Here is a 26,757-nt window from a genome sequence, read left to right as displayed (position 1 = left end):
ATTATGGGATATTTTCTATGTCCAGGTGTTTCCAGCCATGATTAATACCTGGCTTTCTTTACCATATTTAAGTTCGTTCAAGAAAGTTTCCATTCCATCCTGTAATGGGATCATGGCAATTCCCCGGCGCTGGTATTCTTTCTCCAATGTTGGCGAAACCATACCGGCACCCTTCCATGGCCCCCAGTTAATGGCCATTACCTTACCCTTGATTTTCTGTTTTAAGGCCCAGGCATATTTATCCATTACACTGTTTGCCGCTGCATAATCGGTTTGTCCACGGTTTCCATAAACAGAAGCGATGCTGGAGAACAGGATCACAAACTGGGTTTCTGGTCGTAATTGCTCTGCCAAGACCCTTAAAGGGGTTACTTTGGTATCGAAAACACGTCCAAAGGATTCTGGAGTTTTGCTATGGAAGAGTTTATCTTCCAATAAACCTGCACCGTGCACCACACCATCTATGCGGCCATAATCTTTATAAACCTGGTTGATCAAACGGGTTAAAGCTTCCTCATCTTTAAGGTCTAACGATTCGTAAACGACCGTCGAACCACCTTCTTCCAAGGTCGCGATGCAGCGTGAAATCTGGTTGTTTTTATAAATCCGGTTGGTTTCCTGTTCTATTTCGGCAGGTTTTTTAATCTCGCCCTGTTTAATCAGATATTGCCTGATCTCATCCTTGGTGCTAAGCGAAGAACTGGCCTCGTTTGCCGATGCGATCGGATTGGCTGAACGGCCCACCAGGATGTATTTACAAGGATAATCTTTTGCGAAATGCATCGTAAGCTCTGCAGTAATCCCTTGTGCGCCGCCTAAAACCATCACCACGGCATCTTTATCCAAATGGATATGTGCATCGGTTTCAGTGCTTAATTGATGTGGTACCAACTCCATGATATGCCTTTTATGATCATTGTAAATGATCTCCGAAGGTTTATCGGGATTCAGGATTTCGTTTAAGGTCATGTTCGTGATTTCATCAGGAGACATAGCCGTTTCCAGACTGATGAAACGGCATTTGGTATGCTCATATTCACGGTCTAAACTTTTAAAGAAGCCCGAATAACCCTGATAATTTCTTAAGAAAGAAATATCCGACTGGTCGTTAAAATATCGTTTGGTATCCGCAATCAGGTATACCCATTTTACGGTATCAAAGTTTAGTTTTTTAATGGTTGCGAAATGATCGAGAATGCCTACTTTTTGCTGTGCTTCGAACATGTTCAAAATGATGAGGCCCTGATAACCATCCAATGGGTCTTCAAAACTCACCAGATCGGCAATGGCACCATGTTTTTCGAGCACTTTTTTGATTTTGACCGCCTGGCCTCCACCATCGTCGGTTAAGGCAAAACGCTGCCCTTTTAAAATGGCTGCTTCAGTAATGGTAAGCGCGGCAGGAGTTAGCTCAAATCTCAAACGGGATAATTTTTCCTTAACCGTTTGATCATCAATGCTCTCCTCAATAAGCTTTTTTGCTTCTGTAAGCACCTCCGAGCTTTCTGCTTCAACATCGGCAATCCAGTTAACCAGCGCATTTAAAGTTTTGATTGCCGCCAGTTTTTCCATTAAATCATCGGCCTGGTCGCTTTGCGCACCAAAACCGATTTTTTCTTTAAGTGAGGCAATAATTTCCATCCTCTTGATCGAATCGATACTTAAATCCGCTTCAAGATCTAAATCCATACCCAACATTTCTTTCGGGTAACCTGTTTTTTCACTTACCACCTCAAGAATGGCTGATTTCAATTGATCGATAGAAAATTTTTCCTGTTCAGCCTGACCGGTTGCGGGCACTACCGGAGCAGCTGCTGCAACCGATTTTGGCTGCTCTGTATTTTCGGTAATCCAGTTTACGAGGCTGCTTAAGGTTTTAAGGCCCGCAAGCTGTTCCATAATTTTATCTTCCGGAAGGTTAAGTTGAGAGAAACCGCCCAGTTCGGTACGTAAAGCACCGATAATTTCTACACGTTTGATCGAATCGATACTTAAATCAGCTTCAAGATCCATTTCCATGCCGAGCATTTCCTGTGGATAACCTGTTTTATCGCTAACGATCTGTAACAGCACCAGTTTTAAGTCTTTTTGTGCAATTGCAGGTGTGATCACTTCGACGGTTTGTGCCTGTGGTACTTCCTGTTTTACCGTAATCTGATTTTCAATCCGCACTGGTTGAGGTGCCTGATAGGAGGTTAAGGGCTGGTTATTTATTTGTGAAGGCATTGCGGGCGCTTGTCCTAAAAAGGAAAGCATCACATCGCGTTGTGCCTGAATCAGCATTTTCATACTGTGCAGGTACTCCTGCATCATCAGGTCTTTGGCTGAGCCGTTAACCTGTTGATTTTCAGTTTGGGTAGAGGTGTTGTTCATAAGGATAATCGGTTTAATAATAGGGGATGCACCATTTGCCGGAAGTTTACCGGTTGATGGAATAGCGTGTTGACCGTTCACATACCAGATGGCCGGACTTTTTTTATAAATTGAAATTTCATCCAATTTGATGGTTTTAACTGAACGGCCTTCGAATAACTTTTCGAGCCTGATTTCGCGGCCTGTAGCCATATAACCAGCCAGTGTGCCCAATAAATTGCTGAGTTTGTTCTGGCCCTGATCTTCGGTATGTAAAATCACCTCATCTTTGCCTATGCATGATTTGGTTAAACCGCTTAATACCTTGCCCGGACCAACTTCTACAAAAACCCGGGCTCCGGCGGCATACATATTCCTTAGCTCATCAACAAAAAGTACTGGTTTTATCAAATGATCGGTTAAACGTTCCTTAACTGCTGCAGCTTCAACAGGGTATTCATTTGCGGTGGTGTTAGACCATACCGGGATTTTAAGATCTTTAAAGTCGACGCCTGATAAAACTTCCTGGTATAGCTGTTTCGATTTAGCTACCAAAGGACTATGGAAAGCGCAAGCCACTTCGAGTGGACGGAAAGATATTTTAGCTTCTTTTAAGACTGCAGCCAGTTGGGCTATAGCTTCGGTACTGCCTGCAATTACGCATTGCGTCGGTGCATTAAAGTTTACCGGGTAAATGGCTGCAATACCGCTCAGATATGGTGTAAGATCTTCCTGTTTTGCACTCACCGCAAGCATGGTACCCGGATCACCGTTTTCTACAGCATTTAAAATAGAATTTGCTCTCTCGGCACTAAGATGAACTAAGTCATCTTCTTCAAAAGCACCTGCAAAACAAAGTGCAGGCAATTCGCCATAGCTATGGCCGGCAACCATATCGGGAACAATGCCCAATGATTTTAAGAAATTCGCAATAGCCAGATCAACAATACCCAATAGGGGTTGTGCCATACGCGTATCTTTTATGCGTTCTTTTTGTGCTTTTGCATCCGCATCATTAAATACGGTATTTGGGAAAAGGATTTTTTCATATTCAGGATAAGCTATCAATAGCTTTCTCATTTCCGGGAACACCACGAAAAGATCTCTGGCCATGTTTACGCGTTGGCTTCCCTGTCCCGGGAACATAAAAGCCACTTTCCCATCTTGTTTTTGGGTGAGGTAAGTGTCTTTGCTTTCTACGCCAGATAAAACAAGATCGATTTTCATTACCAGGTCTTCTGCGTGGTTGGCAACAATACTCAGTTGAACGGGTTTGGTACCAGCAGTGGCTAAACTGTAGGCAATATCTTTCAGTTCGATCTGATCGTTCAGTTCCAGGAGGTTTTTTACAGAGATTACGCGATTTTTAGCTTCCTCATAAGTATCGCCTCTAAAAACAAAGAGCTCTGATGGCCATGATTTTAAGATCGAATTTTTATTTTCGGAATTCTGGGCGCTTTCAAGTACTGCGTGGAAGTTTGTTCCGCCAAAACCAAAGGCACTTACCCCAGCGTATCTTTTCTCTTCCATCCATAAACCGGCTTCGGTGTGGAAAGCGAAAGGACTGGTTTGCGCGTTATAGAAACTATTTGGTGTTTTTAAGTTGATAGTTGGTGGCTTAATGCCATAGTAAACTGATAAGGATGCCTTGATTAATCCTGCAATGCCGGCGGCACATTTGGTATGGCCAATCTGTGTTTTTACAGAGCCCAGATGCGTTTGCCCGGCAGTTGCGCCCGACTGATTGAGCATGTCGGTTAATGCACTGATCTCTGTTTTATCACCAACTACTGTACCTGTACCATGCGCTTCTACCAGGCCTATCAATGATGGTGTAATTCCTGCCTGGCTATAAGCCCTTTCCAGTGCATTTACCTGCCCGTTTTTACGTGGAGCAGTTAAACCAAGGCTTTTTCCATCGCTTGAGCCCCCAACACCTTTTATAATGGAGTAAATGGTATCGCCATCACGTAAAGCATCGTCGTATCTTTTTAAAACAATCATGGCAATCCCTTCGCCAAGAGCAATTCCGTCTGCTTCGGCATCAAAAGTAGCACACCTTCCTTTTTTAGAAAGAGCGTGCGTGCTCGAAAACATCAGGTAATCATTAATGCCATTGTGCAGATCCGCTCCGCCGGCTAAAACCATGTCCGATTTTTCTAAGAATAGCTCCTGGCAGGCCAGATCAATTGCGGCAAGAGATGAGGCACAGGCGGCATCAACAGTGTAGTTTCTGCCGCCGAGGTTTAACCGGTTGGTAATTCTACCTGAGATTACGTTTGCTAAAATACCTGGAAATGAATCTTCAGTTGTTTTTGGCAATGCGGCATCTACTTCAGCTGGCATTTCACCAAAAACCTGTTTGTAAAAACCTCTGAAGCTATAACTATTGGCGAGGTCGTTTCCACCTTCTGCACCGATAATTACCGAAACATTTTCATTGTCCACACCGCCATCAGCATAACCTGCGTGTTGCATGGCCTGTTTGGCCACCATTAAAGTAAGCAGTTGGGTAGGCTCTATAGCGGCAAGCGATTGTGGGGGGATGCCAAATTCCAGAGGATCAAAATCTATCCTTGGGATAAAACCGCCCCATTTGGAGTGCGACATATCACCTGCTGTCGATTCTGGGTTATAATACAGTTCTTTGTTCCATCTTTCATCTGGTACTTCGGTTACCGAATCCTTAGCCAAAATAATATTGCGCCAGTATTCCTCGAGGTTTTTTGCCCCGGGGAAAATACATGCCATACCCACAATGGCAACATCCAGTGCTTTGGTTTTATTTTCTGGAGGTGATGAAAGTGTGGCATTTAAAATATGGGTATAATTATGGTCGGCCACATCCTGATGAAGATCGAGTAAAGACATTACTTCCTTATGCATGGGTGCGATCTGGCCGATCATATACATGCCCAGATCGGTTTGCTCAGCTTCTTTTATTTTTACCAGATCATTACCACGTCTTTCAATTCCCTTTGCAGCAATACGCAAACGGCCAACATTCAATGTTTCTAATTTGGCCCAGATTTCTTTTTTATCCATTCCCTCAGCCTGAAGTTTCTTTTTTTCTTCATTAAAGAAGGTGGCAAATGAGGAGTTTAAACATCTGGTTTCATGACCGGGGGCTGTTTCCAGCAGGACAGTTTCGTCAGCCTGCAGGGCTTCCTGCTGGAATTTATCTAAAATCGCACCTGTACTTACGGCTTCTCTTGTATATAAGTACGCAGTGCCCATCAATACTCCGATTTTCATGCCTTTGGCAGCTAATGGAGCGGCCATTACCGAAATGAAAGCTGTAGAAAAGGCATCATGAATACCACCGGCAAAGAAAACGCTGATGCTTTCGGGGTTTTCTTCCTTTAATAATCTTTCGATCTGTTTTTCCCATAATACCATGCTAGATAGGGGTCCAACATGACCGCCACATTCACGTCCTTCGAATACAAAACGTTTGGCACCTTCTTTTAAAAACATATCTAAAAGAGAAGCAGATGGTACATGCAAAAAGGTTTTAATGCCTGCTTTTTCAAAAGGTTTGGCCTGCGATGGTCTTCCGCCCGCAATTAATAAAACCGGAGGCTTGGCATTTAAAATATATTCCTGTTGTTCATCTCTCAGTTCTTGTGGTGCAAAACCCAAAATACCCACGCCCCAGGTTTTCCCGCCAGCCAGTTTTTTTGTTTCTTCGATCAGATTTTTTGCCGATGCACCTTTTAATAGAGATAATGCGATAAATGATAGTGCGCCGGCTTCAGAAACGGCATCTGCAAAGAGCGCAACATCGCTTACCCTCGTCATAGGCCCCTGTGCGATAGGGTAGGTGATATTTAAATCTTTAGCAAGCGCGTTATTCGCTTTAATTACATTGATGGCTTTAGCCTGTTTTAAATGACCATAAATGGCTTCTTTAATACCAAAAATTAATTTATCAAGCTTTTTGTATTTGCTTACCAGGTCGATAGATAAAGCAATATCCTGACCCATTGGAAGATAATTGCTTTCCAGGTCATAACCCTGAAAGTATTGCTGAAGACCTTTATAGTCTATATTTTCAGCAAGAACAGGTGAATTAGGACGGGCCAATACGCGGCAATTGTCAACCAGTTTTGTTTCGGTTCCACTTAATTTGCCAAAAACCGTTTTTAAACCTTCGGGCACGGAACACTCGGGAAATAAGGCCAGCTGACTATCCAAAATGATTCCCGCTGCGCCTTGTGCCATTAAAGAGGCGGCTGTATGAATACCTACGCCACCCTGAACCCAAACCGGAATGGTTGTTATTTCTTTAATTATCCGCTGAAAAAGTACAAATGAAGATTCGTAAGCCACACGGCCGGCACCTTCATTTCCTTTTACGATAATGCCATCCGCACCATTTGCCTGAGCTGCCAGTGCCGACTGAAGGTCGTACACCTGAAGAATGATTTTTGCGGATGTTTTCCGTTTTAATGCGAAATCAAAAGGCGCAATAATTAAACTTACCTGGCTAGGAAGATCAATGTTGGCGAATGCTGCCGAATTGATACTTACACCAAAATCAGAAATACCCAACGCTACAAGTGAATGAAGTGCGTTTTCGGTCTCAGCGATGTTATGCCCAAGACTCAGAACAGGAAAGCAATCTGCATTTTGTAAATTAAAAACCAATTTACTGTCAGGGATTTCAAAAGGAGTTACTGCAATAATGGCGTGTTTGTTCATGGCTTTAGATTTTAATTCTACTCTTCTGTTTGGTGGATGAATAGCCGGTACATAATGGTTCTTTACGCCGGCCGTAATACGCAATAACACAGGTTTTTAGCGCTGCAATTAGTGTGTATGATTAATTAGACTAATATACGAATTTATTAAGTCAAATTGTTTTAAAATTTCATAAATGAATGAACTGAACAGTCGTTTGTTAAGGGACTGAATTTTTCATTTAAAAATGAATTTTATGAACAAATTATTATTAATAATTTTCATTTATGCTTCTTTATATGGCTTATTTAAATTTTAAATACAAAAGAAGGCACCCCGTATTGGGTTAATATTAATTAAGGGTTAATTTATGGATTTATTTTTGTAATCAATTGATATTGTATGTATTATATCAATTTTTTTCGATTCATTAGCCCGAGAATTCGAAATGTTTAACGATTTTTCTCTTAAAAATGATGTTTTTGAACTAGATGAGTTGGATTTGTTTGCTTAAAAAATTTTTAGTTCAAAATTGAAGAAGATTATGGGGCATTATCAATTGTTTATGTATGTAGTATTAATTAGTATTGATATTTGGATTTTTGTTGCTTTTATCTGGGCTACATAATTTTTTGATTAAAATAGCGCTTAAATCTTAAATGATCTGTTCATTCCCGGTTAAGAATTGATCCTGCTCGATTGTTATCAACCCAGGCTGATTTACTAGTGAATTGTTGCAGTTAAGGCTTGGCTAAGCCGATATACGAGGTGAGGTTGGTGAGATAGGATTGATTTTGAATGGTTGTGAGAGCAGATGCCACACAACATAAATCGTGTCTCGCATCCGATAGCTATCGGATGATGGATTATCGCAAAGCATGACGCTAAGAGGGATTTTATATTTGTGGACTGTGGAAACGCAGGCCAGGGCGACCGATTATTTCGCTTTCTTAACCCCTTCAGAAGTCATCACCACCCGCTTCATCGTACCATCACTGTTGTAGTTGAGGTAATCAATGCAAACGGAGCGTCTAAAACTTCCTCCATCGTTATTAATTGCACCATTGTGGTAAATAAAGTACGACTTGCTTTTAAAATCAATAATAGCCTGATGGTTCGTATTGGAGTTTCCGGCAATTTCATTTAAAATACCTTTGTAAGTCCATGGGCCATTGATATTTTTGCTCATGGCATATACAATTTTCTCTGGGAATTGCGAGGCATAAGATAAATAATACCATCCTTTGCGTTTGTGTATCCATGGCGCTTCGGTAAATTCAGGTACATCCACTTTTTGGATCGGTCCATCCAGCTCAATCATGTTTTTCTTCAACTTTGCATAGTAGCATTTTTGGTTGCCCCAAAATAAATAGGCCTGACCATCATCGTCAATAATCACCGTAGGGTCGATATCATCCCAACTGATTTTAACTGCTGTGGTCATATCATTGGTAATTAAAGCTTCCCCAATGGCGTCTTTAAATGGACCTCTTGGGTTATCAGCTACTGCTACACCGATCGATTTTCCGTGAATGGTACCATGGGAAATGGCCACATACCAATAAAATTTACCGTCTCTCTCAATCACCTGCGAAGCCCATGCATCATCGCTGGCCCAGGCAAAACTTTTTACATTTAATGGTGATTGATGTTCTTTCCAGGTCACCATATCTGCCGATGAATAACACAACCATTCGTGCATTTCGTAGGTGTTTTTAGGTATTGGCGCTACATCGTGCCCGGTATAGAGGTAAACAGAATCGCCATACACATAAGCTGCAGGATCGGCCGTGTATTTGTCAGTAATGATCGGATTGCCTTTGGATACAATGATCTTCTCCTGTGCCTTAGCGCAGAATTGTACAAGAGAAAGCATTAGAACTGATCCATATAATTTAAAATTCTTCAACATACTATCGATTTAATAAGGTTTTCAGTTCTTTTTCTTTGATGGTGGATTTTGTTCTACAACAATTACAGATCCACCGTATGGTTTCATTTTAATAAGGGGCGTAAATTTAATGCCGATCTTTCTGGTTATTATTTAAATGGAATTTTAATCACGTTAAAAGAGTAAGGCTTTAAAGTAATATTCAATTTTTTACCCTTTAAACTCAGGGTGGTTTTTTGTGGACTTAGGGCCTCTGGATTGTCAAAAGAGTTGATTTGATCCAGGTTGTTGCTTGCGAGCTCCTCATTGGTAGCTTTATTTATTAAGTTTAATTTTCCCTCCAAGTCAAAACTGAGGTTTTTTGCCTGACCGGCGTTATTGGCGATTTTAATGATCAGTTCTTTTTTTGTCTTATCGGTAACTGCAGAAGCATAAAGCCCGTCCTGGCCGGTTATGTTCTTTTCCTCAAGTGTGATAGAAACCACGTCCGTTCCTTTGTTGGTGGAGAACAGTTTTTGTACATAATAATCAGGTGTTCCATACGATTTTAGGTTATCTACCCAGATCATATCAGGAGCCCATTGCCAGGCATCAATGTGTGCGAAAAGCGGGGCATAAGAAGCCATTTGCACTACATCGGCATTGCGCTCTAAACCTGTCATTAAAGAAGCAGCTGCCAAAGCACTTTGCCAGTTGTTGCGGTTGCTGCCTACAAAATTTTTATCAGCATGTACCGCATATTCACCAACAAAAACTTTCGATCCATTTCTTGGATACTTGTCGTAATGATCAGCATTTTTTAAAAACCAATTAGCAGTGCGGTAGTAGTGTTCATCAATAAAATCAGCATTGTTTTTTCTTAAAGCTGTATTCAACAAGTTAAAGCGGTCGCCTTCGGGATCTGTGCCAGAGCTATTGATGAGTTTAAAGTCAGGATATTTAGCTTTTATGGCTTTTGTAAAAATCGCGACCCTGTCCAGGTATTGCGGACCCCAGTTTTCGTTTCCTATACCCATCATTTTTAAGTTGAAAGGTTTAGGGTGACCAAGATCAGCCCTCATTTTCCCCCATCTGCTGGTTACATCGCCATTGGCAAATTCGATCAGATCCAAGGCATCCTGCACATAAGGATCGAGTTCATCGAGCGCTGCTACTTCAGCTGTATTAAACTGACAGGCCATACCGCAATTTAAGATTGGGAGTGCATCCGAGCCAATATCTTCTGCCAGTTGGAAATATTCAAAAAAGCCCAGGCCAAAACTCTGATAATAATCTGGGGCAGGGCGGTGAGCAAATTCCGTATTCCAACGGTTCATGATCAGTTGTCTGTTTTCAATCGGCCCAATGGTTTTTTTCCATTGATAACGGTTGGCCAGATCTGTGCCTTCTACAATGCAGCCACCGGGGAAACGGATAAAACCAGGTTTCATATCGGCCAACAGCTGCACCATATCGGCTCTTAATCCCTGTGGACGGTTTTTCCAGGTATCACCAGGGAAGAGCGAAATCATATCGAGATCTATATTTCCATTTCCCTGAAATAGAATAGAAAATTTTGCCTTGGGATCAGTTTCGGTAGCCGTAAAGCTTGCCGACTGCTTTTTCCAGTCGCTGCCGGTTTGATCAGGTGTTAAACTTCCCTGTCCGATGATTTTATCGGTGGCATCTTTTAACAATAGCACCAATTTAACTCCAGGCTTCGATTGACGGTACATGAGAGAAAAATCGTAGCGCAGTCCTTTTTTTATGCCGATGCCTTTAAATCCTTCATTGATCAACTCAAAATCGTCGGTTTGTTTTTTAACCTGTAAATATCTGGGATTGGAAGTGTTCACTTCTTTACGGTTTACCACTAATATTTCACCTTCTTGCTGCTTTTTTCGCTGGATGGTCCAGCCCATTAATGGCTCTGCAAATTCGAAAGAACGGTTTTTAATCAGCTCGGCGTAAATGCCGCCATCCGCACCAAAGTTAATGTCCTCAAAAAAAACACCCCACATATTGGGCTGCACTTTGGCAATAGTATGGTCTGCTTTGATTCTGATCACTTTTGCCGTTTGCGCCTGCGCCCCGGATCCGAATCCAATTCCAATGAAAAAGTACAGTATACATCCAGAAAACACACTTTTTGCAGGGTAATTTAATTTCATACGGTTTAATATTTGGAAGGTTATAATGGTAAAAGTAAAACATAAAAAATAATAAACGTTGTATGAACATTTATTTTTTTGTTCATCAATGATTTCATTTGATAAATTCTAGAATCTTAGCATTGATAGAAACGCTGTGGATACCACAAATTAGGCTTGAGGTGCCAACAAGTGGAGATAAAGTAAATTTTAATGATATTTAAGTTTATTTTAAGGAAGGCGTGAAAATCTTTATTGTAACATGTTGTCATGCTAAAAGGGGAGGAATGATCCTGGTTCATCCTGTAAGGGCGTAGCCTGATCTGAAAAATAATGATATACGGCTTTAGATGGTTTGGGTGTTTTATAGCAGAAAATCGTTAAAAAACAAGGACAGACCATCCGGTACTGCCCATGAGTCATTAACTAAAATTAAATCAAAACCTGGCGGCTTCTACTCCACCAATACTTTGTTATTGATAAGCGTTTAATCCGCTTGCTAAGAATTTTTTGTAATTGGCTATTTCGTAATCTGCACCCTGCGGTTGTACCAATAATGTTTCTGTTTTAGGATCGAGTAAAACATAAAATGGCTGTGAATTGGATTGGAATTTTCTGGCCTGCAGGTCGCTCCATTTTTTGCCAATGGTATTGAGCTTTCTCCCTTCGGGGGTAACTGCTACATCTTCAGGGGCCAGCTCCGATTTATCATCCACATAGAGCTGAATCAGTACATAATCACTGCTGATCATTTTATACACATCCTTGTCTGGCCAGACATTGGCTTCCATTTTCCTGCAGTTTACACAGGCATGGCCCGTAAAATCGATCAATACAGGTTTGTTCAGCTTTTTTGCAGCGGCTAAACCTTCGTTATAATCGAAATAGGCATTGAGTTTTAAAGGTGCATGAAATTTGTCTGCATATTTATGCGGACTATCATTTGTAGCTGTTTGTTTTCCTGCCAATAATCCCGTGGTGTAAAGATCAAAATCCTGTGTTTCCTGTGGTGGAAGAAAGGCCGATACACTGCGTAAAGGTGCTCCCCACAGGCCTGGTATAAGGTAAATGGTAAAAGCCAAAACTACGGTAGCCAGAAAAAGCCTTGGTACGGAGATAAAAGCCAGGGGACTATCATGTGAAAACTTCAGCTTGCCTAAAAGGTAAATCCCCATCATCCCGAAAATGACAATCCAAAGGCTTAAGAATATTTCCCGATCGAACCATTCCCAGTGGTAGGCGAGATCAACATTGCTCAAGAATTTTAAGGCAAAAGCCAGTTCCAAAAATCCCAATACGACTTTCACACTGTTTAACCAACCACCCGATTTTGGCAGTTTGTTCATAGCCGATGGAAATAATGCAAACAACGCAAAAGGAATGGCCAATGCCAGAGAAAAGCCAAACATGCCAATTGCCGGCCCTAGAAGGGCACCAGTGGTAGCAGCTTGAACCAGTAAAGTGCCGATAATGGGGCCAGTGCAGGAGAAAGATACTAGTGCCAGGGTTCCGGCCATAAAAAACAAGCCTGCCATACCGCCCTTATCCGAATTGGCATCCATTTTATTTACCCAGGAAGAGGGCAGGGTAATTTCGAAAGCCCCTAAAAAGGAAGCAGCGAAAACAACCAGCAGTAAAAAGAAGAAAAAATTAAATATTCCATTAGTAGATAGGCTGTTCAGTGCATCGGCACCAAAGATTACGGTTACCAAAAGACCAAGTACTACATAGATTAAAATGATGAAAAAGCCATAAAGCGCTGCACGCCGAAAGGCCCTCCCTTTTTCTGATCCCTTAGTAAAAAAACTTACCGTTAAGGGTAGCATCGGGAATATGCAGGGCATTAGCAGTGCCGCTAAACCGCCAACAAAACCTGCAATAAAAATCCCCCATAGGGTTTTGTGTTCTTCTTTTACAGGGGTGATATTTTTTTGGACAGTTACAGTGGAAGCAACCGTTGTTTTCAGGCTCGTGTCGACCGTTTTAACCGTAGTGTCAACCGTTTCGGGTTTGATTTCTGTAAAAGTCAGATCGTCGGTGCTGGTACTGTCCTGTGCATATGCCCCAAACGACAGGGCACATAGACACAGTAACCCGAGACAGATTTTCTTTAAGGATATCATATGCTTGGTTTATTTTACAGGAATACTAAAATCTACCTGTTCTGGTGGTAAACATTGTTTATCGTCGCACACCATAAATTCTACGCTGCCTTTAACGGCTGCGGTTTTGCCTTTCAGCTTGATTTTTTGCTGAAACACGACCGATTTCTCGAAATAGCTGACATCCATTTTAAAGGTAGATTCATATTTCGTAATGGCTTTTGGTTCGGTTGTGGTACCAACTAAGGTGTAAGCGGCAGATGACGGAAAGGTAAAGGTTGTTTTAACCGGTCCGCCATCTTTAACAAATTGCGAGTATAAATGCCAGCCCTGATCTACTGTGGCTTTAATAAACACAGTAGCGGTAGTTGGGCTTGTTCTTTTTGCTGCGTAACTCCAGGTTACCGGTTTTAAAATCTGGCTGTATGCGCTAAGCTTGATCAGGCATAGTGCACAGAATAAAAAAGTGATTTTTTTCATGTTGTGGTTTAATTGGTTTATGTTGATTATTGTAATCTGCTAAAGGCCTGGTAATCGATAAAATCGATTTCAGGTGTGAGGTATCCGGCTTTGAGCGGTTCTACTTTCATTAAGTCGGTACTTAAGTATTTTTTGTTGCTATCCGAAAAAATGGTCACTACACAATTTTCTACACCCATTTTCTGCTGTTGTTTGATGGCGCCGATTACGTTGGCACCTGATGATATACCTACGGCCAAACCCAGTTTTTCGGCTAGTTTTTGCGCCATCAGAATGGCATCGCCATCGTTTACCTGTACCACTTCATCCAGTTCACTCAGTTTCACAATTTCGGGGATAAACTCATCAGAAATCCCCTGGATCCGATGGCTGCCCACTTTATAACCGGTAGTTAATGTTGGCGATTCTGCGGGCTCTAATGGATGTATTTTAATATCGGTATTTTGTTTTCTTAAGAAATTGCCTACCCCCATGATGGTTCCACCAGTGCCTACTCCCGCAACAAAAGCATCAGGCGAAATATTTTTTAGGCGCAATTGCTCCCAGATTTCTTTTCCCGTGGTGTGCTCGTGTGCTTCGGGATTGGCCTTATTTTCGAACTGTTTAGGTAAAAAGATATTTGGATTATTAGCGGCCATAAACTCTGCAAGCTTAATGCTACCGATAAAGCCACCTTCTTCTTTGCTTACGAGTATAATTTCGGCACCTAAACTTTTAATAATGTCCATGCGCTCTTTACTCAGCCAATTGGGCATAATAATCGTAACGGGATGTCCTAATGCTTTGCCAATGGCTGCAAATGCAATTCCGGTGTTGCCGCTTGTAGCCTCAACAATCCTGTCGCCAGCTTTAATCTGACCCTCGGCATAGGCTTTTTTTAAGGTATAAAGCGCCATCCTGTCTTTAATGCTGCCCGTTAAGTTGTAATGTTCACATTTAACATAAATCTTGCCTAGGTTGCCCTGGTAAGTATAGCGCAGTTCGAGCATTGGTGTATTACCAACCAGGAGCGATAAATGTTCAAATTTCCCTGCTGTGGATGAGGTCATTTCATTTGCTGTTAATGTGGTCATGGCTATTTGTTAAATCGTTTGGCAAAACCTAAATGATTGATTTTTATTTCGGTAAAATTCTATATTATAATTTTTTATGTCAATACATCTTGTTTTTTACAGAAATTTTCTGCTTTTTTGATGGATATTTAATCTTTATTTCAGTTTCGGATTGTTTTTTTAACGGTCTTTATATTTTTTTTCAATTTATTAACAACATGATACACGGCGATTTAGACCAGGTTGATGTAGAAATCTTAAAATTATTGCAACATGATGCCGCTTTAACCAATAAAGAAGTATCATTGAAGCTGCATAAATCAATCGCTACCATCCACGAAAGGATCAGAAGATTAAAAGAGCAGGGCTATATTAAAAGAATTGTGGCCATACTCGATCGCAAGAAAATCAACAGAAACCTGATCGCTTTTTCTCATGTATTGTTGAAAGAACATACCGCTAAAACTTTAATCGAGTTCGAAACAGAAGTTTCCAAATTTGGAGAGGTAATGGAATGTTTGCAGATGACGGGTGCACATGATTTTATTCTCCGCATTGCCACGAAAGACATGGATGCCTATCATGAATTTCTCCGGAATAAGCTCGCTACACTGCCTAATATCACCACTGTTCAAAGCTACTTTGTTTTATCGGAGCCTAAAAGTGAAACGGCTTATCCCTTGTAGCAGGGATTAATCGGTTAATTGTTGAAATCAGTTAACTGTAAACCGCCAACTGAAAACTGATTGGTCATTTGTCATTGATTGATTGGTTATTGGATCATTTATTAGGTAATCGGTTAACTGACAATGGCAGACTGGCAACTGGTTAATCGCTTAACTGACTCTGAACTACAGATTGTTTGCCCTTCGACTCCGGTCAGGGGACTCCGGCCTTCCGACTTCGGACTATTCCCAATAATCCTTACCTTTATTTCACGCTATGGATCCCAAAGAAATACTAAAAGCACATATTTCTAAAACCGCTACCTTAACCGATGAGCAATTCGATTATTTATTTTCTCATTTCAAGCTAAAGTCTTTCAAAAAAGGACAGGCCATCATAAGTGAGGGCGATAAAGTAGAACACGAATATTTTGTGATCTCGGGCTGTTTAAAAGCCTTTTTTATTAACGACGAGATCAAAATGTACATTTTACAGTTTGCCATGCCAACCTGGTGGACCTCTGATTACGGTGCGCTGTACAACCATACCCGAGCCACCATCAGTGTAGATTGCATCAGCGATGCAGAAGTGTTATGCCTTTCTAGTGAAGACCGGGAGAAAATCTGTAATGAAATCCATCAGGCAGAACATTTTTTCAGGTGGAGGACAAACAGAGGTTATCTGGCTTCGCAAAAAAGACTGCTGTCTTTCATGAACAACGATACCAAGGCCCGTTACGAAGAGCTTTTGGCCATGTACCCGCAACTGTATAACCTGGTACCCAAGCATTTAATTGCAGCCTATCTGGGTGTTTCGAGAGAAACCCTGAGCCGGCTTTACAACGCACAAAAGTAACGCTTACAGAATGTGATGTAAGTCACCTAAGCCAACTAAATATCCTCCTTTACTTTGTATTGTCAAATCACTAATGATTTGCAAACAAAGAAATGGAAACTACAAAATTTGAAATTGTAAGCGCTCAAAGCGGCATCAACTGGACTGGTAAAAAAGTAACAGGAGCACATAATGGAACCATCAACATTAAATCGGGTTCTTTAACTTTTAACGATGGTACACTCATTAACGGAGAGTTTATTATTGATGCCACCAGTATTGTCATATTGGATATTACTGACCCTGCAACAAATGCCCAATTCGCCGGACATTTATTCTCAGAGGATTTTTTCGGCATAGATCAATTTCCAGAAGCCAAATTTACCATCACTGCTGTCGATGAAACCAGTAAAGACAATACTTTAATTACCGGCGATTTGACGATTAAAGGCATTACCCATCCCGTAATTTTTGCTGCAGGTGTGGAGATAGATGGCCATACGTTAACCGCTTCCGGCAAAATCTTTATCGACCGTACCAAATACAACATGAAATTCAGATCAGGTAATTTTTTCACCAACCTTGGCGATACGCTGATCTATAACGAATTCGAACTCGACGTACAATTAACAGCATCATTAACCATATAACTTAACTGTCATGCCATACGTAAAAATAGAAGTAACGCGCGAAGGTGTTACACGCGAACAAAAACAGGCCTTAATCAGTGGAATCACCAAGCTGATGACCGAAGTATTAAATAAAGATCCAAAACTTACCCATGTAGTGATTCAGGAAATTGAATTGGATGATTGGGGATATGCTGGCGAGCAGGTATCGGTATTACGCGAAAAAGGAATTACTGCAAATCACAAATAACCATGAAAACACTAACCATAATCATAACAGGCGCATCAACAGGTATCGGCCGCGCCATTGCATCTTTATTTTTAAAACAAGGCCATAATGTAGTCATCAACTCGGCCAACGAGAAAAATTTAACCATAGCCTACCAGGAATTGGGGTCGCACAATCGATTGGCCATGGTGGCTGGCGATGTCAGTAATGCCAGCACAGGTAAACTATTGGTCGAAACAGCGGTTGCACGTTTCGGCGCTGTAGATGTGTTGGTAAACAATGCGGGTATTTTTGAACCCAAACCATTTTTAGAAGTAGACGAAGCACATTTGGATAAATTTTTAAGCATCAATTTAAAAGGAACGTTTTTTACCACCCAAGCCACCATTGCTCAGATGTTGAAACAGGATGGCGGTGCTATTATCAATATCGGAACCGTATTGGTTGAGCATGCCATTGGTGGTTTCCCGGCAACAGCGCCAATTTCGAGCAAAGGCGGCATCCATGCCTTAACCAAACAATTGGCAGCCGAATTCGGAAAAAACAATATCCGTGTAAACGGTATTGCTCCAGGCATTATCAGGAGTCCGTTGCAGGAGAAAAATGGCGTGAGTGATGCAGATGCTTTTGCGGGTTTACACTTATTAAACCGCATCGGCGAAACTCAAGACGTTGCCGAACTGGCCTTATATCTGACCGAAAGCAATTTTGTAACCGGCGAAATCATCAATCTGGATGGCGGTCATGTTGCCGGACATCATTTTGCTTAAACCTTAACCAATCAATAAAAAACCAGGTATGCTAAGGGATTAAATCACCAGAGCATACCTTAAAATTAAAAATCATGAAAAACTACACCGAAAATGCAAATGCAATAACAGCCGTATTATCGTCTTATTTTAACGGCGTTTTTAATGGAGATACTGCGCTGCTCAAAAAAATATTCCACCCGAAAGCTGTGGTAGCTGGTGATATAAATGGAGTGCCTTATTTTAAAACCATTGATGAATACCTTGCAGGAGTAGCAAGCCGGAAGAGTCCGCACGAACAGAATGAAGCCTTAAGGATGGAAATCATTTCGATAGAAATTATCAATTCGATAGCAATTGCCAAAGTTCATGTGCCTATTTTTGATTTTAATTATTACGATTTACTTTCTTTAAGTAAAACTGATCAGGGCTGGGTGATCGTGAATAAATTGTTAACCAATGTAAAAATTTACTAAGATGTGGAACAGGACCAAAATAACTGAACTGTTAAAGATTGAATACCCCATTTTGTTGGGCCCTATGGGTGGTGGATTTTCAACACCCGAACTCTTAGCTGTTGTATCAAATGCCGGCGGATTGGGAAGTTTAGGCGCATATACCTTAACGCCTGAAGAAATAGTGGAGACAGATAAAATCATCAGAACAAAAACCAACAAGCCTTACAATATTAACCTTTGGGTAAATGATGTTGATGAGCGCCTGGCCAATTACCCGGCAGAAAAAGTTGAGGAGATTAAAACGCTATTTAAACCGTTTTTTGATGAATTGAGTATCCCGATGCCCGATCTGGATAGCAATATCCCTTCAAAATTTTTAAAACAGGTCGAAACTGTTTTCGAGTTGAAACCTGCAGTATTCAGTTTTATTTTCGGTATTCCTTCGAAAGAAATACTAAAAGAGGCACGAAAACTGGGTATTAAAACGGTTGGTGCAGCTACAACACTAGATGAAGCTTTGGCGCTCGAAGAAGCGCAGGTTGATGCCATTGTGGCCACAGGATTTGAGGCTGGCGGTCACCGGCCTTCGTTCCTTAAACCCGCAAACGAGTCTTTAAATGGTACTTTTGCGTTGATCCAACAGGTAAAAGCGAAAACAAAAACACCGGTTATTGCTGCGGGCGGTATAGCCGATGCCAAAGGAATACGCGCCGCTTTAACTTTAGGCGCAGATGCAGTACAAATCGGTACAGCCTTTATGGTTACCGACGAGTCTAATGCTACGCCGATGCATAAAGCAAAACTTTTTTCCGGAGAAGCAAAAAATACCGTACTCTCCAAATCATTAACCGGGAGAATGGGCAGAATGATCAGCAACCGCATATCGAATGCCATTGGTTACGAAACCGAAGTATTGCCTTTTCCATTACAAACCCGCTTAATGGGGCCCTTAAGAACGGCTGCCATTGCACAGGGCAAATCAGATATGTACAATTTCTGGTCGGGGCAGAATGCCGTGAATTTAAAATATACTTCGGCAAAGGAATTAATGGGGGCATTAATTAGAGAGATGGGGTAGGTTATTGGTCATTAGTCTGGGTGCCTGATTGTTTAAATCGGTTAACTGGAAATTGCAAACTGTCAACTGGGTTAATCGGTTAATATTGTTAAGTGTAAATTTCCAACTGTAAAGTGGTTCATTCGTGTTGGTTATGGTTAATGCACTCCGACCTTCAAACCTGGTTTGGATAATCGGTTAATTATTGAAATTGGGTTAACTATTAATTGGCTACTGCCAACTGAAAACTGTCAACTGCTGATTGTCAAGTCCAAACCCTCAGGCCCAAACTCCTGACTTAAAAAAAAATAATCAACTCCCGGTTAAGGACTGATTAATTCGTCTCATTTAAGCTGATCATATATTACGTTTGGATATAGATTTATTTTTATTGATCTAAATGAATTAAATTGCCGTTTAATATGCTTTAGGTATTGCTTTCAGGGTAAAAAAGTTTATAAAGTGGATAACTATGCTTAGGAGTTTTCTTTAGTAATTGTACACTTTTGGCTAATTAATATAGATCCGATACAAGCATCAAAATACCAAAGGAAAAAAAATGACAATCAAGGCTATAGAGTGGCAAAATGACGACGAACTTTTTGATAAAATAAAAACAGAACTTTATACGGCGGTTATAGGAGATATTATGGATAAAATGGGCCTGCTTCACCAGTTTTTGCCTCCACAAATACAACCCTTACATGCTGATATGTTTGTTGCCGGCAGGGCCATGACAGTTTTAGAGGCCGATGTATTGGAGTGCGGCAAATATGAAAGCAGTAATCCAATTCTGAAAAAACCATTTGGCTTAATGCTCGAAGCACTCGACGATCTGAAGAAAAACGAGGTGTATATTTGTACAGGCTCATCTCCTGATTATGCCTTATGGGGTGAACTGATGAGCACGAGGGCACAGATTTTAGGTGCCGCAGGTGCTGTAGTGGATGGCTATTCGAGAGATACCAGGGGCATATTGCACCTTAACTTTCCCTCTTTTTCTTATGGCAACTATGCACAAGACCAGGCCCCTCGTGGTAAGGTAATCGATTTTAGGGTGCCCATAGCCATTAAGGGCGTTTCGGTTAATCCGGGCGATATTGTGGTTGGTGATCTGGATGGAGTTTGCATCGTACCCAAACAACATGAAGTGGAGGTGATTACACGGGCGCTTGAAAAGGCCCGGGGCGAAAAAATGGTGCAGAAAAAAATCCTCGAAGGCATGAGTGCCAAAGATGCCTTTGATAAATATGGTATCATGTAATAATAAGTTCTAAAAATATAATCAAACACACAAATGAAACTATTTTGCAGAATTTTTACTGGTTTACTGTTTTTAACGGGTGCCACACATGCACAAATTCAAAAAATTACCTATACAACGGCAGAACAGCAGCCATTAAAACTGAACCGGATCTCTCCATTCGCCTCAAAACAGCCTGAAAAAATTGCTTTAGACGGAACATGGCAGTTTTCGGCCGATATCAATGCATTACCTGCCGATAAAAACATTCAGGTGCCGGGCGAGTGGGTAATGCAGGGTTTTGAAGTGAAGAACTCCGTTTATGCAGGGTATAGAAAGAGCTTCGAAATTCCCGAAAACTGGAAGAACAAACGCATTAAACTCCGTTTCGATGCGGTGTACAGCGAAGCCGAAATTTGGGTAAACGGCAAGAAAACGGCCTCACATTTAGGTGGTTTTACCCCTTTCGAAATCGACATTAACAATGTGATAAAATGGGGCGCAAGCAATGAGGTATTGGTAAAGGTAAAATCTGAAAGTAAAGCAGATTCACTGGCAAGTGCATCAACTTATGCGGTGCATCCATTGGGCGGTATCTCCAGAAAGGTATATGTAATGGCCCTGGCGCCCGTAAACTTTGCCTATGCCGATATCAAAACCATTTTAGATAAAAACTACGAAAACGCTACCCTCAGCACTGATGTTATTATTGCCAATGAACAGGATGGAAAAGCAAATAACCTTCGCGTAAAGGCCGAACTTTTTAAAGCAGATGGAAGCACCAAAGTAGGTGAGAAAACAATTACGATCAATAAAAGCCTCTCCAAGGCTGAATATTTACAACAAAATATTAGTTTTGAAGTGCTAAAACCCGCTAAATGGGATACCGAACACCCCAATTTATATGTGGTCAAACTGAGCATTTTGCAAGATGGCAAAACGGAAGATGTGGTCACCAAAAGTATCGGTTTCCGACAAATAGAAGTTCGGGGGAACAGGGTTTTTGTAAACAATATGCCGGTTAAACTGCGCGGTATCTGTCACCACGAAACCATGCCCCTGCGTGGCCGTTCAGTAGGCGAAAACATGTGGGAAAAAGATGTAGAACTGTTCCGGGAAGGCAACGTGAATTATTTCCGGACCTCACACTACCCGCCGGCAGAAGAACTGATTGATGCCTGTAACCGCTTAGGCATGTTCCTGGAAGTGGAAGCACCTTTTTGCTGGGCCGAAAATACTGATGTACCTGCCGGTACCGAAATTTATCAAACTTTAATGGTCGATCAAACTTTAGATATGGTGAACTATTTCAGGTCTAACCCGGCAATAATTACCTGGTCTATCGGTAATGAGAGTGGTAATTACAAAGAATATTTTAAGGAAACTGCCAAGTTGGTAAAACATTTTGACCCTACACGCCTGCGTAACTTTAGTCAATACGGTCCTGATGCCGATGAAGGCGATCTCGAAATTACCAATCACCATTATCCGGGTCCAACAGGCCCGCAAACCTATAGAAACTATAAACGTCCGATTGTTTTCGACGAATATGTTCACCTGAATGCCTATAACCGTTTAGAATTGGTTACCGATCCGGGAGTTCGTGATGCATGGGGAATTGGTTTTGAGGCCATGTGGGAAAACATGTACCACACCGATGCCGTTTTGGGCGGCGCCATTTGGGCCGGCATAGATGATACTTTCTTTTTGCCTGACGGAAAAACAGTGGGTTATGGTACCTGGGGGCCACTTGATGGCTGGAGACGGCCAAAACCAGAATACTGGCACATGAAAAAAATCTATTCGCCTGTAAAAATCAAACTCACCGGTAACTGGAGTAATGGTAAAATAGCTGTTGAACTCGAAAACAGATTGCTTTTCAGCAACCTGAACGAGTGCAAAATCGAATGGAGCCTGGCCAACGAAAGTGGGCTAATTACGGCTGATTTGAAAAGGAATGGTAAAACAACAACCCATGTGATGGTGAATAAAAAACCATTACCCAGCGATAAAATGACGGTTAAAGTGTACGATCCACGTGGGGTACTGATTGATATTTACCAATTTTCCGTTGTGCCAAGTGTTACCGATTTAACCGCGGTACAGAAAGTAACAGCCCAACCATGGACTTATCACCAGAATGGAAATATTTTAACGGCTAAAAGTGCTCAGTTAAATGTTCAGTTTAATCTGAGTAGTGGTGATATAGAACAGGTAAATAATAATGGCAAAAACATTTGGAATGCCGGTGCGAGGCTGATGGTATTACCCTTAACAGGCGAGGGCAGGGGCACACAGATGACAGGTGAAAGCCAGCAATTTGATCCTTTTACCGATGTTTGCAAAAACCGTATCGTGAAGGATATTAAACTGGATAAAGCTAAAAATGGCTTTACTGTTCAGGTAACAGATACCTACAGCGAAGCGGGCGGAACCACCAGGTATACCTTTTTGACAGATGGGAACGTAAAAATTGATTACAAATACACCATCAAAAAAGAAGTCAACCCGCGCCAATGGGGACTGGTATTTGGATTGCCAAACAGTTTTCAGGAACTCAGCTGGAACAGAAATGCACAGTGGGATTATTATCCGGCCGATCATATCGGCAGACCGATTGGTAAAGCCATGCTCACTTCTGTAAATACGGTTTCTGGTCCGGCAGGCCCGTCCAAATTGCCTGTTACACCCTGGAGCTTAGATCGGAATGAACTGGGTACAAACGATTTCCGGTCGACAAAAATGTACATCAATCAAGCAAAATTAACAAACGGTACCGGTTCATTTAAGGTAAGCGCTGATGGTCAGCAGCATTTTAGGGCCTGGAAAGATACTCAAGGCATTAAAGCCCTGGTAGCGGGTTACAGCAATATGGGCGCTGAACGGTTTTTTAGAGGGCATGCAGAAAAAATGGACCGGCCCTTAAAAGTGGGAGATGTGATAACGGATAACATCACACTACAATTGAAATAAGAAATATCGATGGTCCTATCTGATATTGTCCTCGTTTGTAACGAAGATAACAGAGTAACGCATTTTTAATGTGTGATAAATGTTTTAGGCGATAGAAACGCTAATCTCATGGAGACCATCAGGATACCGACATTCATTTCCAGAACCTGAAAATGCTATCAATGCCACCTGTACGATAAATTAACCCTCAGGATGACTAATAAGATATGATTAACTTAATGATAAATAAAATTTACAGTTACAAAACAGCACACAAAGTATGGCTTACCCTTGCTTTGCTGACGGGTACTGCTTTACAGTTATTGGCGCAGAATAGTGGCATAGCCAGTACACTTTCGCCAATTCCGACTTCCTTGCTAAACAGCAGTAAACCAGTTTTTTCGTTAAATGGCAATTGGGAATTTAAGCAAGGCAATAAAAAAGGAAATATTAAAGTGCCTGGTGAGTGGGTAATGCAGGGTTATACTGTTAATGCTGGCGAAACGGCCATTTATAGCCGCGAATTTAGCATCCCAGACACCTGGAAAGGCAACCGCATCAAACTGCGTTTCGATGGCGTAAGCACACATGCACTGGTTAAAATTAATGGCAAAAAAGTAGCGGAGCATGAAGGGAGTTTTGTTCCGTTCGAAATTGATATTACCGATGCAATAAAAAATCGTAATAATGTATTGGAAGTAGAAGTACAGGCCAATACCATCAGTGATATTTTGGCCTGTACCTCGCAATATGCGGTACATACCGTTGGTGGTATTTTACGCAATGTAACCTTATTTGCTTTACCTGAAGTTAACCTCGCAGATTTAACAGTTGTGACTACCTTAGATAAAAGTTACAGCAATGCTACTTTAAACCTTAAATCCCTGGTCAGTAATCAAGGTCAAAAGGCAGTATCCGGACAAATACTTTATACTTTGACCGATACAAGGGGTAAAAGTATTGCGGTGGTTAAAGCCCCTGTACCTGCGGTTTCTGGTCAGAAATCCACGGTGTTAAATACCAATATCCCGGTTAAAAATCCCATAAAATGGAACACCGATAAACCCTATCTATATACCTTAACAACAAGCCTGGTGATGGATGGTAAAGCTATCCAAACCAGCAAACAGAAGATTGGTTTCAGGCAGGTTGAGGTTAAGGGTAACCAGGTTTTTGTAAACGGAATGCCCATTAAACTTCGAGGGGTAAACCGCCATTCGGTACATCCTTTAACGGGTCGCAGTATTAGTGATGATCTGGAATTAAAGGATGCCGAATTATTTAAACAGGGCAATTGTAATTACATCCGCACCTCGCATTATCCGCCTAGCGAACGCTTTTTGGCAATAGCCGATAGTATTGGTCTGTTTGTAGAAAACGAAAGTTCCTTAACCTGGATACAGCATGGCGCTTCACCGATCTGGAAGTTATGGAATTATAAAGACGAGAAATTTTATCCTTATATGCTGGCGGCCAACATCGAAAAAATGCAGGCAGGCAAAAATCATGCATCGGTAATTATCTGGAGTTTAGGTAACGAAAGTTATTGGAGCCCGCTATGGGATAAAGTATACCGCGAAGCTAAAAAGTTAGACCCCACACGACCTATCTCTTTTCACGATCAATGCTGGGGTGGTTTTAACAACGGAGGCAACAAAGTTGATATTGCCAATTACCATTATCCGGGTATTAATGGTCCGGCTGCCACCGACACCATGAAAAGACCCACCTTATTTGGAGAATATGCTCATATCAGCACTTACAACCGTCGCGAATTAATAACCGATCCAGGTGTGAGAGCGAGCTATGGCCCCGCTTTGGTGAAAATGTACGATAGTATGTATGTACACAAGGGAAATTTAGGCGGCGCCATTTGGAGTGGTATTGATGATACCTTTCATTTGCCAGACGGCAATATCGTAGGTTATGGTCCGTGGGGGCCAATTGATGCCTGGCGCAGGTTAAAACCTGAATATTGGGGCATGAAAAAAGCGTATGCACCTGTAGTGATTAAAAACCTGTTTCAGCCAAGCGTAAAAAATGGTAAATTGGTGCTGGAAATAGAAAACCGTCACGATTTTATTTCGATGAGCGAGGTGGAAATTAATGCAAAGGTTGATGGAGCGCCCATCCGCTTAACATCGGCCATTAAAGCACATGGCGAAGGCGTGTTGCGGGTGCCTGTAAAAGAGACAACAAAAGAGGTGTATATTTCATTCAAAGATCCATCAGGTAATGTGGTAAATGAAGAATTGATTGTTTTAAAACCAGTTGAAGAAAAAATCAGCACCAGTAAGGTCGCACTATCCTTTACCGAAAATGAAATGGCTTATTTTGTAGTTCAGGGAGCAGTAAACTATACCATTAATAAACTTACAGGTGTAATCTCTGGCGCAACAATTAAAGGCGAAAAGGTCTTGGAACAAGGCCCCGTGTTTAGTGTGGTGCCCATGAACAGTGAAGATGGCGGTAAACCCAATGTAGCTGGCGAAACCTATCAGAACAACATCTATCCGATTAAAAATTATCCCATGTACACCATTTTCGCTAATGATATTAAAGTGAGCCAAACAGTTGATTCAGTCACTTTCAATATCAAAGCAACTTATACCAACGGAGAGGGGAATTTAACCTATACATTTTTGGCCGATGGCAATACCCGGGTAGCTTATGAAGTAAAAACCACTTTGGAAAAACCTTACCAATACGGAATGATTTTCCAGCTGCCAAAAACTTTTGAAACCCTAAGCTGGAAACGCAAAGGCGAATTTACCCTTTATGCACCTGACGATATTGCCCGTGATCAGGGAACAGCTAAATTAAATGCCAAATGGTTACCTGCTGTAGAAGAATATGGGAAACCAGCCGCCAAATTGTGGAAAGATGATGCCAATGAAATGGGCTCGAACGATTTTAGATCAACCAAACAACGTATACTCCAGTCACAATTAAGCAATGGAAATAATGGCATCACCATCCGGTCCAATGGTAAGCAGGCTTCGCGGAGCTGGCTGCAGGACGAAAAAATACAATTATTGGTTGCCGATTATTGGAACAATGGTTCGGAACCATTTTATGGCTCACCATTTACCGACGGACGGATCAATATTAAAGGAAAAACACTAAAGGGAACAGTGAATTTTAGATTGCAGTAAACAATTATTCATTGAACAAATCCCAAGGCTGGCGGCTCACCAACCATAGAAATTAAAAGTTGACGGTAACATCAGCAAAACAAAGATAAAAAACAG

Annotated in this window: 16 protein-coding genes; 10 read left to right on the top strand and 6 right to left on the bottom strand. The window is 41.4% G+C overall.

Going from position 1 to position 26,757, the window contains the following annotated elements; all coding sequences use genetic code 11:
* Positions 1–15: 15 nt before the first annotated feature.
* The 6 genes from AC04Q1_RS07710 to AC04Q1_RS07685 all read right to left on the bottom strand — a co-directional run bounded on the left by AC04Q1_RS07710 (position 16) and on the right by AC04Q1_RS07685 (position 14,710).
* Positions 16–7,140 carry an SDR family NAD(P)-dependent oxidoreductase gene (locus tag AC04Q1_RS07710; RefSeq protein ID WP_478363379.1) on the bottom strand — a complete coding sequence of 2,375 codons (7,125 nt, stop codon included), beginning with the start codon at positions 7,138–7,140 and terminating at the stop codon, positions 16–18.
* An 832-nt stretch (positions 7,141–7,972) separates the two neighbouring features.
* Complete coding sequence (locus AC04Q1_RS07705; RefSeq protein WP_478363377.1) at positions 7,973–8,947, bottom strand: glycoside hydrolase family 43 protein; 975 nt, start codon at positions 8,945–8,947, stop codon at positions 7,973–7,975.
* Between the two features lie 128 nt (positions 8,948–9,075).
* Complete coding sequence (locus AC04Q1_RS07700; RefSeq protein WP_478363375.1) at positions 9,076–11,076, bottom strand: alpha-L-arabinofuranosidase C-terminal domain-containing protein; 2,001 nt, start codon at positions 11,074–11,076, stop codon at positions 9,076–9,078.
* 452 nt (positions 11,077–11,528) lie between these two features.
* Positions 11,529–13,178, bottom strand: a complete 1,650-nt coding sequence (locus AC04Q1_RS07695; protein ID WP_478363373.1) for a protein-disulfide reductase DsbD family protein — start codon at positions 13,176–13,178, stop codon at positions 11,529–11,531.
* Between the two features lie 9 nt (positions 13,179–13,187).
* A complete protein-coding gene (locus AC04Q1_RS07690) occupies positions 13,188–13,637 on the bottom strand; it encodes a protein-disulfide reductase DsbD domain-containing protein (protein ID WP_478363371.1) in 450 nt (149 codons plus the stop codon).
* A 26-nt stretch (positions 13,638–13,663) separates the two neighbouring features.
* Complete coding sequence (locus AC04Q1_RS07685) at positions 13,664–14,710, bottom strand: PLP-dependent cysteine synthase family protein (protein ID WP_478363369.1); 1,047 nt, start codon at positions 14,708–14,710, stop codon at positions 13,664–13,666.
* A gap of 197 nt (positions 14,711–14,907) precedes the next feature.
* On the opposite strand from AC04Q1_RS07685, the gene AC04Q1_RS07680 reads away from it, so the two are divergent.
* The 10 genes from AC04Q1_RS07680 to AC04Q1_RS07635 all read left to right on the top strand — a co-directional run bounded on the left by AC04Q1_RS07680 (position 14,908) and on the right by AC04Q1_RS07635 (position 26,661).
* Positions 14,908–15,375, top strand: a complete 468-nt coding sequence (locus AC04Q1_RS07680) for an Lrp/AsnC family transcriptional regulator (protein ID WP_478363367.1) — start codon at positions 14,908–14,910, stop codon at positions 15,373–15,375.
* A 256-nt stretch (positions 15,376–15,631) separates the two neighbouring features.
* Entirely contained in the window at positions 15,632–16,210 is a 579-nt protein-coding gene (locus AC04Q1_RS07675) for a Crp/Fnr family transcriptional regulator (RefSeq protein ID WP_478363366.1), read from the top strand.
* A 92-nt stretch (positions 16,211–16,302) separates the two neighbouring features.
* Positions 16,303–16,839: a YceI family protein gene (locus AC04Q1_RS07670; RefSeq protein ID WP_478363365.1), complete on the top strand. Its 537-nt coding sequence runs from the start codon at positions 16,303–16,305 to the stop codon at positions 16,837–16,839.
* 10 nt (positions 16,840–16,849) lie between these two features.
* Positions 16,850–17,068 (top strand): tautomerase family protein, encoded by a 219-nt coding sequence (locus tag AC04Q1_RS07665; RefSeq protein WP_478363363.1) that lies wholly within the window; start codon positions 16,850–16,852, stop codon positions 17,066–17,068.
* A gap of 2 nt (positions 17,069–17,070) precedes the next feature.
* Positions 17,071–17,817, top strand: coding sequence for an SDR family NAD(P)-dependent oxidoreductase (locus tag AC04Q1_RS07660; protein ID WP_478363361.1), 747 nt, complete (start codon positions 17,071–17,073; stop codon positions 17,815–17,817).
* A 74-nt stretch (positions 17,818–17,891) separates the two neighbouring features.
* Positions 17,892–18,272: a nuclear transport factor 2 family protein gene (locus tag AC04Q1_RS07655; RefSeq protein ID WP_478363360.1), complete on the top strand. Its 381-nt coding sequence runs from the start codon at positions 17,892–17,894 to the stop codon at positions 18,270–18,272.
* Position 18,273: 1 nt separating this feature from the next.
* Positions 18,274–19,332, top strand: coding sequence for an NAD(P)H-dependent flavin oxidoreductase (locus AC04Q1_RS07650; RefSeq protein WP_478363358.1), 1,059 nt, complete (start codon positions 18,274–18,276; stop codon positions 19,330–19,332).
* A 538-nt stretch (positions 19,333–19,870) separates the two neighbouring features.
* Positions 19,871–20,575 (top strand): RraA family protein, encoded by a 705-nt coding sequence (locus AC04Q1_RS07645; RefSeq protein ID WP_478363356.1) that lies wholly within the window; start codon positions 19,871–19,873, stop codon positions 20,573–20,575.
* Between the two features lie 33 nt (positions 20,576–20,608).
* Complete coding sequence (locus tag AC04Q1_RS07640; protein WP_478363354.1) at positions 20,609–23,527, top strand: glycoside hydrolase family 2 TIM barrel-domain containing protein; 2,919 nt, start codon at positions 20,609–20,611, stop codon at positions 23,525–23,527.
* A 218-nt stretch (positions 23,528–23,745) separates the two neighbouring features.
* Positions 23,746–26,661 (top strand): glycoside hydrolase family 2 TIM barrel-domain containing protein, encoded by a 2,916-nt coding sequence (locus tag AC04Q1_RS07635; RefSeq protein ID WP_478363352.1) that lies wholly within the window; start codon positions 23,746–23,748, stop codon positions 26,659–26,661.
* Positions 26,662–26,757 lie beyond the last annotated feature (96 nt).

The sequence above is a fragment of the Pedobacter humicola genome, assembly GCF_056490705.1.
The sequence above is the reverse complement of the archived record's forward strand: the minus strand, read 5'-3'. Positions and strand labels throughout refer to the sequence as shown.

Bases quoted from the DNA above. Each gene is read 5' to 3' on its own strand.
- AC04Q1_RS07705 (WP_478363377.1), bottom strand. From the start codon at position 8,947: ATGTTGAAGAATTTTAAATTATATGGATCAGTTCTAATGCTTTCTCTT.
- AC04Q1_RS07700 (WP_478363375.1), bottom strand. From the start codon at position 11,076: ATGAAATTAAATTACCCTGCAAAAAGTGTGTTTTCTGGATGTATACTG.
- AC04Q1_RS07695 (WP_478363373.1), bottom strand. From the start codon at position 13,178: ATGATATCCTTAAAGAAAATCTGTCTCGGGTTACTGTGTCTATGTGCC.
- AC04Q1_RS07690 (WP_478363371.1), bottom strand. From the start codon at position 13,637: ATGAAAAAAATCACTTTTTTATTCTGTGCACTATGCCTGATCAAGCTT.
- AC04Q1_RS07685 (WP_478363369.1), bottom strand. From the start codon at position 14,710: ATGACCACATTAACAGCAAATGAAATGACCTCATCCACAGCAGGGAAA.
- AC04Q1_RS07680 (WP_478363367.1), top strand. From the start codon at position 14,908: ATGATACACGGCGATTTAGACCAGGTTGATGTAGAAATCTTAAAATTA.
- AC04Q1_RS07675 (WP_478363366.1), top strand. From the start codon at position 15,632: ATGGATCCCAAAGAAATACTAAAAGCACATATTTCTAAAACCGCTACC.
- AC04Q1_RS07670 (WP_478363365.1), top strand. From the start codon at position 16,303: ATGGAAACTACAAAATTTGAAATTGTAAGCGCTCAAAGCGGCATCAAC.
- AC04Q1_RS07665 (WP_478363363.1), top strand. From the start codon at position 16,850: ATGCCATACGTAAAAATAGAAGTAACGCGCGAAGGTGTTACACGCGAA.
- AC04Q1_RS07660 (WP_478363361.1), top strand. From the start codon at position 17,071: ATGAAAACACTAACCATAATCATAACAGGCGCATCAACAGGTATCGGC.
- AC04Q1_RS07655 (WP_478363360.1), top strand. From the start codon at position 17,892: ATGAAAAACTACACCGAAAATGCAAATGCAATAACAGCCGTATTATCG.
- AC04Q1_RS07650 (WP_478363358.1), top strand. From the start codon at position 18,274: ATGTGGAACAGGACCAAAATAACTGAACTGTTAAAGATTGAATACCCC.
- AC04Q1_RS07645 (WP_478363356.1), top strand. From the start codon at position 19,871: ATGACAATCAAGGCTATAGAGTGGCAAAATGACGACGAACTTTTTGAT.
- AC04Q1_RS07640 (WP_478363354.1), top strand. From the start codon at position 20,609: ATGAAACTATTTTGCAGAATTTTTACTGGTTTACTGTTTTTAACGGGT.
- AC04Q1_RS07635 (WP_478363352.1), top strand. From the start codon at position 23,746: ATGATAAATAAAATTTACAGTTACAAAACAGCACACAAAGTATGGCTT.